At 71.2% G+C, this 12,128-nt stretch carries 16 protein-coding genes and 1 pseudogene; 1 reads left to right on the top strand and 16 read right to left on the bottom strand.

Annotated features, from left to right (window positions below):
* Positions 1–33: 33 nt before the first annotated feature.
* From N4P33_RS06205 to N4P33_RS06185, 5 genes are all read right to left on the bottom strand, one after another.
* Positions 34–492, bottom strand: coding sequence for a hypothetical protein (locus N4P33_RS06205; RefSeq protein WP_061441618.1), 459 nt, complete (start codon positions 490–492; stop codon positions 34–36).
* The gene (trpA, locus tag N4P33_RS06200) at positions 485–1,225 is read right to left on the bottom strand and encodes a tryptophan synthase subunit alpha (protein WP_061441617.1); all 741 of its coding nucleotides are present in this window, start codon (positions 1,223–1,225) and stop codon (positions 485–487) included. Before trpA ends, N4P33_RS06205 begins: the two co-directional genes overlap by 8 nt.
* 92 nt (positions 1,226–1,317) lie before the next feature.
* Complete coding sequence (locus N4P33_RS06195) at positions 1,318–1,857, bottom strand: hypothetical protein (RefSeq protein ID WP_181849636.1); 540 nt, start codon at positions 1,855–1,857, stop codon at positions 1,318–1,320.
* A 58-nt stretch (positions 1,858–1,915) separates the two neighbouring features.
* Positions 1,916–2,776 carry a hypothetical protein gene (locus N4P33_RS06190; protein ID WP_260825261.1) on the bottom strand — a complete coding sequence of 287 codons (861 nt, stop codon included), beginning with the start codon at positions 2,774–2,776 and terminating at the stop codon, positions 1,916–1,918.
* 191 nt (positions 2,777–2,967) lie between these two features.
* Complete coding sequence (locus N4P33_RS06185) at positions 2,968–3,252, bottom strand: hypothetical protein (RefSeq protein ID WP_114532533.1); 285 nt, start codon at positions 3,250–3,252, stop codon at positions 2,968–2,970.
* 216 nt (positions 3,253–3,468) lie between these two features.
* Between N4P33_RS06185 and N4P33_RS06180 the strand changes: the two genes are divergently transcribed.
* Positions 3,469–4,671 carry an IS110 family transposase gene (locus N4P33_RS06180; protein ID WP_061441613.1) on the top strand — a complete coding sequence of 401 codons (1,203 nt, stop codon included), beginning with the start codon at positions 3,469–3,471 and terminating at the stop codon, positions 4,669–4,671.
* A gap of 5 nt (positions 4,672–4,676) precedes the next feature.
* Here the strand turns inward: N4P33_RS06180 and N4P33_RS06175 are convergent, their stop codons facing one another.
* The 11 genes and pseudogenes from N4P33_RS06175 to N4P33_RS06125 all read right to left on the bottom strand — a co-directional run.
* The gene (locus N4P33_RS06175) at positions 4,677–5,144 is read right to left on the bottom strand and encodes a hypothetical protein (RefSeq protein WP_260825260.1); all 468 of its coding nucleotides are present in this window, start codon (positions 5,142–5,144) and stop codon (positions 4,677–4,679) included.
* A complete protein-coding gene (locus N4P33_RS06170) occupies positions 5,141–5,776 on the bottom strand; it encodes a hypothetical protein (protein WP_258566175.1) in 636 nt (211 codons plus the stop codon). Before N4P33_RS06170 ends, N4P33_RS06175 begins: the two co-directional genes overlap by 4 nt.
* Entirely contained in the window at positions 5,773–6,231 is a 459-nt protein-coding gene (locus N4P33_RS06165; protein ID WP_260825259.1) for an XF1762 family protein, read from the bottom strand. The genes N4P33_RS06170 and N4P33_RS06165 overlap by 4 nt, the downstream gene beginning before the upstream one ends.
* Positions 6,228–8,018 carry a type IV secretory system conjugative DNA transfer family protein gene (locus N4P33_RS06160; protein ID WP_114532534.1) on the bottom strand — a complete coding sequence of 597 codons (1,791 nt, stop codon included), beginning with the start codon at positions 8,016–8,018 and terminating at the stop codon, positions 6,228–6,230. The genes N4P33_RS06165 and N4P33_RS06160 overlap by 4 nt, the downstream gene beginning before the upstream one ends.
* 32 nt (positions 8,019–8,050) lie before the next feature.
* Positions 8,051–8,827 (bottom strand): DUF317 domain-containing protein, encoded by a 777-nt coding sequence (locus N4P33_RS06155; RefSeq protein WP_260825258.1) that lies wholly within the window; start codon positions 8,825–8,827, stop codon positions 8,051–8,053.
* Positions 8,828–8,829: 2 nt separating this feature from the next.
* Positions 8,830–9,189 (bottom strand): hypothetical protein, encoded by a 360-nt coding sequence (locus N4P33_RS06150; RefSeq protein WP_260825256.1) that lies wholly within the window; start codon positions 9,187–9,189, stop codon positions 8,830–8,832.
* Positions 9,190–9,428: 239 nt separating this feature from the next.
* Entirely contained in the window at positions 9,429–10,250 is an 822-nt protein-coding gene (locus tag N4P33_RS06145; RefSeq protein WP_260825255.1) for a DUF317 domain-containing protein, read from the bottom strand.
* A complete protein-coding gene (locus tag N4P33_RS06140) occupies positions 10,241–10,594 on the bottom strand; it encodes a hypothetical protein (RefSeq protein ID WP_168723761.1) in 354 nt (117 codons plus the stop codon). The genes N4P33_RS06145 and N4P33_RS06140 overlap by 10 nt, the downstream gene beginning before the upstream one ends.
* A 26-nt stretch (positions 10,595–10,620) precedes the next feature.
* Positions 10,621–11,424: a DUF317 domain-containing protein gene (locus N4P33_RS06135; RefSeq protein ID WP_061441607.1), complete on the bottom strand. Its 804-nt coding sequence runs from the start codon at positions 11,422–11,424 to the stop codon at positions 10,621–10,623.
* Positions 11,421–11,804, bottom strand: coding sequence for a hypothetical protein (locus tag N4P33_RS06130; RefSeq protein WP_061441606.1), 384 nt, complete (start codon positions 11,802–11,804; stop codon positions 11,421–11,423). The genes N4P33_RS06135 and N4P33_RS06130 overlap by 4 nt, the downstream gene beginning before the upstream one ends.
* A 22-nt stretch (positions 11,805–11,826) precedes the next feature.
* Positions 11,827–12,128, bottom strand: a pseudogene (locus N4P33_RS06125) (hypothetical protein); the annotation flags it as partial.

The following is a 12,128-nucleotide window of genomic DNA, read 5'->3' as shown; positions in this document are numbered from 1 at the left end:
GAAAGGGGAGGGAGTGCTCGAATCGCGGTCGCGTCAGCGGCAGGGGGATTGCGGCCGGTCGCGGGATACGGCGTCGCAGAGGGCGGGGATGCGGTCGACGAGGTCGGTGGCCGACTCGATGAACTGCTGCGGTGTCGGCCCGATCAGAACCACCCGCCGTGATGTGGCGGCGGCCTGGCGGCGCTGGTTCTCCACGGCGCGGGCAAGAGCAGCCGTCAGTTCGGCGGCGGCGTCCTGGGCGGCCTTGGCGATCTGCGCGACGCGGTGAAGGAGCAGCAGGTCCGGAGGGGAGGGCCGCGTCGTCTGGCGGCTGAGGGTGAGAAACAGCCGCAAAGCGGTGCCGGCGAGGTCCTGGGCGTCAGTGAGGCGCGCGGCCAGTGTGGATGCGGATGCGCCTCGTTCGGCGGGCAGGAAATACAGGGCCTGGTGCAGCGAGGCCGCATCGGACGAGATGCGGGCGAGGACCGGGGCCGGGTCGGCGGAGTCAGGCACGGGTCTCCGTGGTGGCGTACGGGTACAGGGCGTGGGCGAACGCGGTGGTGAGCACTGGGGCCTGCTCGGGGGAGGCCATCAGGGCGCGGACGACGGGGGTGCCGATGACGACGGCGTCCACCAGTGGCGCCACGCGTTCCGCGAGGGCCGGGGTGGAGATCCCCACGCCCGACACGACGGGCAGGGGACTCGCGGCACGCAGGCGTGTCGTGAAGTCGGCGAGCGCGGGCACGTCGAGCGGGCCGCGGTAGCCGGTGGGGCCGGTGCTGGCGGGTGCGTAGAGCCATCCCGACGCACCGGCGGCCACGGTGGCGAGACCGGTGTCGGCGAGGTGGCGCGGGACGAGGCGTGGGGTGGAGAGGTTCGTGGCCTTCGCTGCGGCCTGCCAGCGCTCTGCCTGGTCGTCGGGCAGGTCGACGACCATTGCCCCGGCGGCACCCGCGTCAGCGAGCAGCCGGGCCAGGCGTTCGGGGCCGTGCCGGTGGACTGGATCCCAGTAGGTCATAACGACGGTCGGCCGAAGGCCAGCGGCGTGCTCGACCGCGCGCAGGGCGCGGGCGAGGACGTTTCCGCGGCTCAGGGCGCGGCGGTAGGCGGCTTGGATGATGGGCCCGTCGAGGCCGGCGTCATGGTGGGCGAGGCCGATCTCGAACAGGTCGGCGCCGGCTCGGGCGATCTGGTCGAGCTGACGGCGCTCGGCGCGGGCCGGATGCAGTCCGGCGGGGACGAACACGCCGAGCGCGCAGCGGGGTTGGGCGAGGAGAGCTTGGAGGGAGTCGGTGGTGGCCAGGAGATGTCTTTCTCGGAGGGCGCTGTCGCGGCAGGTCAGCGGTGGCGTGGGGCCGGTGAAGGCGAGGAGGTTACGAGGGTGGTGGCGCTCTGGCCGTGGGCGGCCCGGGCACGGGGCGTGGTGTCCGTGGTGGGCTGGTGGCCGAAGGCGGGGGCCACGCGGTCGAGGGCCTGGGCGATCTGCCGGGCCTGGTCGTGAGCAGTAGCGAGCTGCTCGGCAACATCGGTGGGGAACCGGTCCCACTGGGCTCGGTACTGGTAGCGCTGGATGATCTCGGCGGCGTTGCGCAGCTGCTCGGCGACCTGCCGCAGGACGGCGGTTTTCTGTTCCGGGACGGTCGCGGTGTGTGTGGCTTGCAGAAGCGCGTCCAGGGCGGTGGGCAGCGACTCGCCGGGCGTGGGAAGGCCGTAGAGGGCGGCGTGCAGTGCTTGGGCGTAGACCGTCACGGGTCCGCCCCGACCGCGGCTGCGGTACTCGATGGGGGCTTGCCGGCGGGCGCCGAAGCTGACGGTCACGTCCCGGGGAGCGGCACCGGGGTGGAGCTGGTCGGCGAGGGCACGGGCGAGATCATGCACGGTGGGGGTGTCGGACGTGGAAGCTCCTCGGATGGCGGTGCCGGATGCGTTGGGGTGGTCAGCGGGTGCGGCGAGGGGCTGATGGTGTGATTCGTGGACCGGTGGCGGGAGCTGAGCGGCGGCGGGTGCTGGCGGGGATGTCGGCTGGTGTGGGGATGCCCAGGTGGACACGCGCGCTGAGACCGTGGGTGTACGCGTGTGCCTCGGCAGCGGTGACGGCGCTGAGCAGTTGGCGCTCGTCCAGCCCGTCCCGAGTGCGGTAGGACGCGCCGTCTGCTGTGGGGACGAAGCCGTGTTGCTCCAGCAGCAACCGGGCGGCGGTGGTCGAGGCAGTCACGGCAACCGTGCCGTCCCTGACCTGGAAGTGCAGGTCTGGGCCGCCTGCCGGCTGGTCGGGACTCCAGCGGGTGGTCCAGGAAAGGTCGACGAGGTCGTGGGTGTGGGCCAAGAGCCCGTACATCGCCACGCCGGCGCGCTCGTGTACGTCCTGCGCGATGCCTGGAGGCAGCAGGTGGAGCCTGCGGCCGTGGTGTTCACGAGGGAGGAAGCCGGCGTCGGTGAGCAGCCGGTCGGCGTCGCGGATGGGGCGGTTGAGGATGACGAAGGTGTGGCCGTCGTCGGTGGACCCGATGAATACGTCGGGGATGTCCAGGAGTGACACGGTGGTCCAAGGGATTCGGAAGTGCAGGCCGGGAGGAATGGCAGTGCGCTCGCGGAGGGTATGCCGGGAGTTGAAGTTGACGAACAGGCTGCCGTCGGGGCTGTGGACGCTGATGCGTCCGCTTGCGCGATCGTGCTCGCTCTGCCAGCCGAAGAGGTGGACCAGCGGGCCGATCGCATCGGCGAGCCGGTCGATGCCCGCTCCCGCCAGATAGCGCGGGGAGACCAGGACCCGGTCCTGGGGCCCGAAGGGCCTCACCGCCGGGCCTTGTACCGCAGGCGGCAGTGGGCCAGGACTGATCGGGTGCAGCGCGTCGGTGCCGGTGTGCAGGAGACGTCTGGGACGCGTGCGGGCGGGGCCTCGTATCCGTCCACCCGGGCGCGGGGTGGATCCGGGTGTTGGGCGCGGTTGTGCGAGGTCATAGGCTGCTGTGGGCTCCGATGGGTCAGTTAACGGCTGCGGGCGGCCGTCTTCGCAGCGGTGGGTGCGGGCGCGGGCGTCGTGCCGGGCGCCCTGCGAGTGGGCGGGATGCTGATGGCTGTGGCCAGCGCGGTGGTGCCGGCGGGAGTGAGGCGGACTCGGTCCTGGAGCGGGCCGCCCACATAGGCGGCAGGCGCGGACTGCGGAACGCGCTCCGCGAGCCCCTTTGCCTCCAACGCCCGCAGTGTGCCCAGGAGCACGCGCTCGTCGCGGTAGTGGATGTTTTGCCGTCCCAGGGAGCTGGTGACCACCACGTTCCCGCAGGCGATCTCCGTAAGTTGTTGGGTGGCCCGGGAGGGCTGGGTGTGGCACAGGCGTTCTTGTCTGCAGTGGCTCTGTGGGAGTGGCCGCCCGGCCCTCCGGGGCGCCCTGGCTGCTGATTGAGATGTGCGCTTCGGTCGCTGATTACGGAGATGACAGCGGGGTGTTCCTCGGGCCGACGGCATGCCGTGTGGAACGAGGAGGGGCAAGTGAGCAAGCGACGGGCCTGCGTCTGGGCCGGCATCGACGCGGGTAAGGGCCACCACTGGACTGCGGCGGTCGACGAGACCGGGGCGACCTTGTGGTCGAAGAAGGTCGACAATGACGAGTCGGCGATCCTGAGCGCGCTCGGCGAGATCCTGGACCTGGCGGATGAGGTCCGCTGGGCGGTTGACATCTCCGGCACGGCCTCCGCGCTACTTCTGGCCCTGCTCGCGGCGCACGGCCAGCAGGCCGTCTACGTTCCCGGCCGCACGGTCAACCGGATGGCCGGGGCCTACCGGGGCGAGGCGAAAACCGATGCCCGTGACGCCTACATCATCGCCGAGACCGCCCGGCACCGCCGGGACTTTGCGACCATCGATGTGCCCGCCCAACTGGCGGCCGAACTAGCCCTGTTGACCGCCCATCGCTCTGACCTGGTTGCAGACAGGGTGAGAATGATCAACCGTCTCCGCGATGTCCTGACCGGCGTCTTTCCCGCTCTGGAACGGTCTTTCGACTACTCGGCTCACAAAGGTGCCCTGGTGCTGTTGACCGGCTACCAGACCCCCGCCGCGATCCGCCGCCGCGGCCGAGCCCGGCTCACGGCCTGGCTGGCCAACCGGGGCGTGCGCAGCGCTGACGCCGTCGCGGTCACTGCTCTCGAGGCTGCCCGGACCCAGCAGACCGCGCTGCCCGGCGAGGAGGTCGCCGCCCAAATCGTCGCTGACCTAGCCGAACAGATCCTGGCCCTGGATGAGCGGCTCAAGCGCATCGAGAAGCGTATCCGCGAGACCTTCCGCAGCCATCCACAAGCGGAGATCATCGAGTCGCTGCCCGGCATGGGGCCCATGCTCGGGGCCGAGTTCGTCGTGGCGGCAGGTGACCTGACCGCCTACGCGGACGCTGGTCACCTGGCGTCAGCGGCCGGACTTGTACCTGTGCCACGCGACTCCGGCCGGCGGACTGGGAACCTGCACCGGCCCAAGCGTTACAGCCGCCGTCTGCGAAGGGTGTTCTACCTGTCCGCGCAGACCAGCATCATCCGCGAGGGCCCTAATCGGGACTTCTACCTCAAGAAGCGTGGCGAGGGGTGCAAGCACGTCCAAGCCATCATCGCCCTGGCTCGCCGACGAGCGAGCGTGTTGTGGGCATTACTTCGTGACGGACGAATGTTCACGACCGCCCCGCCAGTCACGCAGGCGGCTTGACTTCGTCATTGAGACTCCCACAGGGCGGTGTGGTGAGCGGCGGTCAGGGTGTGCTCCGGACCGTCGCCTGCTGCCGTCCCCTGGCGGCGTCGGATTTCGTAGGCGAGGGTGTTGGCGCAGCCCATCGCGGCTTCGGGTGCCAAGGCGGTCAGAGTGCGTGCCATCGGGAGCTGCTGGTCCGCGGAGGCACTGCTCAGGAAGGCGAGCTGCTCAAGGCGGACCACTGCGTCCGACAGGTCGGGACTGCGGAAGAGGCGTACGTCGGTGACCGCTTTGAGGGCGGTGCGGGTCGCAGAAGCGAGTCGCTGGGCGGAGGCGGCGTGGGCGTTGGGCTCGGATGGCGGATGGGCCCGCAGGAGACGGTCGAGCATGTCGTTGTGCTGCACGTACTGGTCTGCGAGCAGCAGCAGGCGCTCAACCGGCGTCGGCGGGGCGGCCACGTCGAACAGGAAGTCCTCGGGCGGCGTCGTCATACGCGGCGCCGGGCAGCGAGCACGGGCGGTGTGGAGGGCGCCTTCTGCGGGCTGGGCCTTTGGGCCTCGGCGATGAGTTGCCGGTCTTCAGCGCGCGCCGAGAATGAGGCGAGGCGTCGGGAGAGCCGTCGCGCTACGGCGCGATAAGTGGTGGCCGCTTGCTGCATCTCGACACCGGCACGGCGAAGCTGATCACGACTGGTCGCCGGGGTGGGATCGGCGTCCTCGTACAGCAGGATTTCGGTGCGGTGATGGATGGCGAGGTTGCACAGGGTGGCGGCCAGTGAGATCTGGGAGCAGGCGCCGGCGAGGAGCGCCAGGTTGTCGGCCCCGTCCTTCATTGCGGGGTACTGGCTGACCGACAGGTCGTGCACCTGCCGCGTGCACTTCATCGCCAGCTCGTGCACCCGCAGGCTCAGGGGTGCGATCTCTCGGACGGGCTTGGCGATCTCGCCCTCCCGGATGCGTGCCGCCTCCACGGACAGCTCCTTCAGGGCGGGGGCCACCTCGCCGAGAAGGCGGGTGTGTTCGGTCAGGTCAACGGTGTGCAGGACAACTCCGGGAGGACGCGGGGCGGTACGGGGCAAGGTGAGATGTTCGGTCCGTTGCTGTGCAGGAACGGGCTCGGTCACAGGGCTTCCCACAGCAGGCGGGTGACGTGGTCGTTGCCGTGGCCGGCTCGTGGGCGGGACGGGGTGTGCCATCCGGCGCGGGGCGGCCGGCTGGCGATCACGCGCCACCCGGCGCCGCGCAGGGATGCGCCGCTCTCGCCGTCCTGCGTGTAGGTGACCAGTCGTCGGTAGCCGAGGGCTTTCGCCGCCCGCCACGCGGCCCCGTAGAGCAGTGAGTTGGCGTTGCGGGTGCCGTCGGTGGCGGTCCGGGTGACTTCGAGGGTGGCGCCGTCGTCCAGGTGCCGGGCCACCGGCCTGCCGACGATGGCCACGGCGCGCAGCGTGCCCCTCTCGTCGGCGGCGCCGACCGCGAAGATCTGTCCTGCGGGCGGCGGGTGGTGACGGTGCCAGGTGCGCACGAAGTCCTTCGCCTCACGGGAGCGGACCGGCACCGGGTGCAGCGGTATGTCGCTCACGCGGCCGTCCCGAAGTCGGACTGTGTCGGCGCGTGCTTCGCGACGGCGCGAGCCGTGATCGCCTTCGACGCGCGGGCGGACGCCGCGGACAGTTCCCCGGCTCCTGGCTCTCGGTACCACGGTCGCAGGTCGAGCATGGCGGCGCGCATGCCGGTGGCGAAGCACAGGGCGGTGCCCTTGGGCAGGGCTCGGATCGCGTCGGCGGGCAGGATCCGTTCCTGCCGCATCGACACCGACGTGCTCTTGCCGGACTCCGAGTGCGAGGTCGATGTGGTCTCGACGTCGTGGTCGCCGATCAGGCGGGAGAGCTTGTCGGCGAAGTCGGGGTCGTCGATGCCGGAGCCGATGACCTTGACGGTCGAGGCGGACCACATGGCGTCCATGCCCGCGTCTCCCCAGACCTTCTGGCCCTGGCGGTAGGACTGGAGGATGGTGATCGGGATGATTCCGCGGGAGCCGAGGTGGGAGTACAGGTCCGGCAGGTCGCTGATCTTGCACACGTTGGCGGCCTCGTCGAGGATCGCCAGCATGGGCGGGTCCAGGCGTCCGCCGGCGCGTTCGGCCTGGGCGGTGGCCGCGCGCATGACGGAGTCCGCGCACGCGGCGATCAGTGCCGAGGCCCCGCCTCCCCCGTCCTTGCTCAGCAGGTACAGCGTGTCGGTGGAGGTGACGAACTCCGACGGGCGGAACTCGGGAACGTCCTTCTGCGGGGTGACCCAGGCGGCGATCTCGTTGTTCAGCAGGGCGGCGGCGTACTGGCGGGCAGTCTCGTAGATGCCGTCGCGCGTCTCCGGGGGTCCTTCGACGGTGCCCTTGAGCTGGGCTGCGACGGCGGCGAAGTCGTGGTCGCGGAGGATGTCGAGCGGGGTGCGGTCGGCGGGGAAGGCGAGCCACTGCATGATGTCGGTGATGGGCCGCTCGTCGAGCGCTGCGGCCAGCAGCAGTTGGGACAGGATGTTGCTGCCGGCCTTGGACCAGAAGTCGCCCTGCTGGGAGGCGTCCACCGAGGCGGCGAGGAAGTGTCCGGCGAGCCGGTTCGCTCCGTCCAGGGTTTTCGCGCTGGCGAGGGGGTTCCACCACATCTCGCGTGCGGCGTGCGCGATCTGCTGGGGGTCCATGGTCCACACCTGCCCGACGCGGGAGCGGGCCTCGTATGTGGCGGTGAATGCGTCGCCTGCGGCCTTGTTCGAGGTCAGCAGGACGGGGCCGGGCGCGGCGAGCATGGAGGGGATGGCGAGCGAGGTGGTCTTGCCCGAGCGGGGCGCCATGATGGCGACGGCCACGTCTTCGTAGCCCATGCGTACCTCGTGCCGGGTGTTTTGCAGGTTGCCCAGGAGGATGCCGGTGTCGCGGGCTTTGATGTGCTTGGCGTCTTTCAGGCTGGGGCGCAGCGAGCGGGCTTTGTCGGTGATCGCCTTGGCCATCAAGGGCTCGATGTCCCGGGCCTTGGCCATGCCGGTGATCTTCTTCCGGCTGCCGCCGCGGTTCCTGTGCCGGAGCCACAGGGCGACCGCCGTTACCCCGAGAGCCAGGAGGAGCAGAACGGGAACGATGCGTGCCCCGATGAGCAGGGCGTTCTCCCTGGCCTCGGGCCAGACCTGCTCGGGGTGGAGCAAGGCGTTGGTCGGCTGGTAGGGGGCCCAGCTGCCTCCGGCGAGGGAGGCGGTGAGATTGCCGCACAGCCAGGCCAGGTGGGACAGGGGGACGACGACGGCGAGCACGCCGAGCAGGAGGCGCAGGACGAGGTCGTATCCGTCGGTGTTGCTGCTGGAGGAGGAGGGGGGCAAGGGCTAGGTGCTTCCAGGCGGGGACGGAGGGATCAGCGCAGGCGGTGGCGCTCGGCCTGCGGCCGTTGCGGAGGATGCGTACTCGTCGCCGGCGGGCCAGTGCGGCGTGCGGCGAGGGAGCGGACGCGTTCCTCCAGGGCGCCGGCGACCTGCGTGGCGGGTACTTCCCGGTGCGAGAGAGTGATGAGGTCCGGGCTGCGAGTCGGGAGGCTGGAGGGGCCTGCGGTGCGCGGCACCGGTCGGGGGTCGGTGAGCGCGGCGGTGAACGCGGTGATCAGGTGCGGTGGGGTGTGCTCGCTGAAGTGGGCTTGCCACAGCAGAGCCCGGAAGTCGCGGAGGGTGGTGTCGACCCACCAGGCCCCGGTTGCCTCGTCGGCCTCGACGCGGACGGTGCCGTCGGGTGAGGCCAGCCGGTGGTGGCGGTAGGCCGGAGACCAGCCCGCTGTCAGAAGCGGCTCCTGCGGATCCCAGTTGTCTCCTTGATCGGCAGTGGGATCGGTCAGCACGTCGGTGAACGCAGCGATCATTTCTACGGGGGTGCGGGCATCGAAGCTGGCGAACCAGGCGGGCCGGTCCGGCGCGGGGGCGTGCTGCAGAGTCCACCACCGTCCGTCGGGGTCGGGCTCCAGCCGCAGGAGGGCCTTCTGGTCGGGGCTGGAAAGCAGGACGCGGGGCATCAGGGGGTCGTGACCGTAGCTCCAGCCGCAGGCACGGTGGAGGGGGACGGTGATCCAGGCGGGGTCACCGCCGCCGGCCAGGTGGCGCGGGGCGACGTAGTCGATGTCGACGTTGACGGGGACCTCGGGCATGGTCACCGCCCCCTCGCGCCGTGTCCGCTGCGCCGGGACGTCAGGGCGGGGAGCTGCGGGCGCTTCGGCCGGGACGGTGCGCGGCGTGCGGCGGCCTGGATGTCGAGGATGACGCGGCCGTGGCAGGTCCAGTCGTCCAGATAGCTCCAGCACTCTGCGTGGTGCGCGTCGAGCGCGTCGACGTACGCGTCGCTGCCCGGACCGGCACCCTCGGGGAGCTGGGCCCGGGTCTGGCGCCACTGCGCGTCCAGGGCGTCGAGGTGGCTCAGTGCCTCCTCCAGGATGGTCAGCTGCCCGGGCCAGCTGTCCCGCGTGAGGTGTGCGGGCAGGTGCTGGAGCTGGAGCCGGGCGGTGGCCAGCAATTGGCGGGCGCCAGGACGGATGCCGTCGAACGCTGCGGCGGTGTCTGCGTCACGGACGGCGGCCCGGCGGCCGTAGGCGTCCTGGTCGAAGGGCCAGCCGTCCAGGTCCGTGTTGAACGCGGTGAAGGCGTCCCAGGACGCCAGGATCCGTTCACTGTGGCGCAGGTAGCGGTTGAGGCGCCGCAGCGAGGTGCGGCGGCCGTGGTTCGTGGTGCGGGAGATGAGAGCATCCTTTGAGGTCAGCGGCGGGCGGCCGGCTGGTCGGCGGTCGTGGGCGCCGGGGGTGTCGCGGGGGTGGTCTGCTGACGGCGCACGGCGCGGGCCTGTGCGCGGAGCGTCTTCACCCGGGCGGTGTGCGCGTCGACTACCTGCTGCGGGCGCAGCGGGCTCGGCTCTTGGACGGCGCTGTAGTGGGCGGTGCGGTCGAACATGCCGCGCTGCAGCGGGCTCTGGTCGGCCAGCGCGCCCAGGAAGGCACCTACGAGGCGATCGGGAACGTGCTCGTCGAGGAAGGCATGCCAGATCCGCGGGCCCGGGAATGATTCGTCGCTGCTTGTCCTGACCTCGATGTGCCAGGACGGCCGTTCATGGAACTCACTCATGGGGCGGTGCTCGATCCGGCACAGCGAGTCCGGAGAGAACGCTCTCCCGGCATCCTCGTACTGCCAGCCTGCGCTGGTCACGGGCTGCCAGGGGTCCGGTTGCGATGAGGGCGGTGTGATGAGGGCGTCGGTGAGGCCGGCGAGGACCTCGGCCGGCACGAGTTCACCGAACTCGGCGTACCAGCCATGGTCGTTGTCGCCGGGGGCGGCCCGCAGCCGCCACCAGGCGGAGGTGGCGGACTGCGGGTCGAACTGCAGGCGGTAGCGGTGATCGGGGCTGGCCATCACGATCTCGGCGCTGAGCGGGTCGGAGACCGTGGCCCATCCGGCCGCGGCCAGGCCGTGGGTGACGTGACGGGCGTCGCCCGGGCCGGCGAGGTGGCGGGGGCTGGTGTCGAAGGGGATCTGCCCAGCGTGCTTGTCGGCGAAGGCGTCGAGCTGGCGCTCGCTCAACGGCACCGGCTGCACCCCTGCTCGCTCTCGGCGTCGTCGTGCAGCGCACGCAGCTCGTCCAGGACGTAGTGGAGGGTGTGCTGGTCGGTCTGTTCCCAGGCGGCTGAACGCAGCTCGGCGATCAGGACGTTGACGTGCGCGGTACGTGGGATGGCCTGGTGTTCCTGGATGGTGCGGGCGAGGGCACGCAGCGTGTCGGCGAGCTGGACGGGCAGGCCCGTGTACTCGTCGAGGAGCGGCTCGACGAGGGCGAGGGCTTCATCGGGGTCGGGATTCTCGCGCAGGTACTCGGTGACGTCCGACAGCGTTTCAGTCAGGGCGCGCAGGGTTTCCGGGGTGGGGGCAGGCATCGGGCTCCTTCAGATGGGGATGGAGATCAGCGGCGGGTCCGGGCACCGCCGGCCGGGGCGTAGGGACGGGCGGTGGTGCGGGGCCGGGCGCTTCGGGCGCTGTTGCGGGCCCAGGTGGCGGCGCGGGCAGCTGTAATCCGGGCCTGCTGCCAGGCGCTGAGCTGGGAGGGCTTGACGGAGACCGACCAGGTCCGGATCTGGGCGCTGTGCGGGACACGTCCGCGTGGGCGCATCACCGGGTCCGGGCCGGCAAGTTCGGTGGAGAAGGCTTGGACCAGGTGCATCGGCGTGTTCGGCGTGAAGTGGGCAGTCCAGCCGTTGCCCTGCTTGTCCTGCGCTCCGGTCCACCACATCGCCGAGCCATCGACGCCCTGGCGGAACTGCATCCACGCGGTGCCGTCGGGGCTGCTCGCCGAATAGTCTTGGCCCTCGAACCGCGTGTGCCAGTTCTGCTCCTGCAGAGGTGCCCAGACGTTGGGGGCGTGTGCGGAGCGGGGGCGGGTGAGGGCGTCGGTCAGACCGGCGACGATCTCCACCGGAGTCTGCCGGCCCAGGTGCGCAGACCATTCACCGGTCGCGCCGCCTGCCCGGCCGTGGATGGTCCATCCGCCCGGCAGGATGTAGGGGTCGTAGGCGACGCGGACGGTGCGGTCCGGGCTCTCCATGAGCAGCGGGCCGCCCTTCTTCGACTTCTCCCGCCAGCCCGAGGCGCGCAGGAACTCCGAGACGTGCCGGACGTCACCGCCGCCGGCCAGGGCACGGGGCTGGACGAGGTAGTGCTGCTCGGCCTGCTCGCCCGGCCCCCAGCCCTGCCACTGCTTCTTCTTCACCGGCGCCGCCGTACGACGAGCGGGGCGGGAGCCGGAGGCTTCGCCGCGCTGGTGTCCGGTCGGGTGCCGAGGTGCTGGAGGAGGTCCTGGTGCTCGTCCAGGTCCAGGCTGATGTCGTGCAGTTCGTTGGCGGCACGGCCCAAGGCGAGCCATACCTCCGCTGGCAGGGCGCCTCGTTCTGCCTCGCTCTTGGCGAAGTGGCTGCCGGTGATGACGAGGTGAGTGACGCCGCCGAGGACTCCGTTGTCCGGGTCGAGGACGCGGGCGATGACCTGCGCTGCCTGGGGCGGGGGAAGCTGGGAGAGGTGGTCGGAGAGCTGGCCGAGCTGGCGGGTGATCTCGTCGGCCAGTCTCACCGGGTAGGGGGCGGGGTGGGACATGCTCCTCCGGGTGTGTGGACGGTCAGTGGTGGTGGCGCTGCCCGATGCGTTGCGCCTCGGTGGGGACGGCGTCCGGGCGGGCGCCGGCCAGTGGGGAGGCGCGGTCGGGGCCGGCCGTGATGCAGGCGCGTAGATAGCGGCGGAACAGGGCGGTTGCGAGCCGGGGTTTGAGCCGATGGCTGATCGGTGCGGGTGTGCGTTCTGCTACGGGTTTCTCCGGGGAATCGGGCGGCGGGGCGGTGGGCGGCCCCGGCGTGGTGCCGGGGCCGCCCGGGCTTACGGGGTGCGGCGGGCCGGTGCGGAGTGCGAGGGGGGACTGGCGGG

It is taken from the genome of Streptomyces sp. 15-116A (assembly GCF_025290915.1).
In the GTDB taxonomy this organism is placed as follows: domain Bacteria; phylum Actinomycetota; class Actinomycetes; order Streptomycetales; family Streptomycetaceae; genus Streptomyces.
Note: the sequence above shows the minus strand (reverse complement) of the source record. Positions and strands in the feature narration are given on the sequence as shown.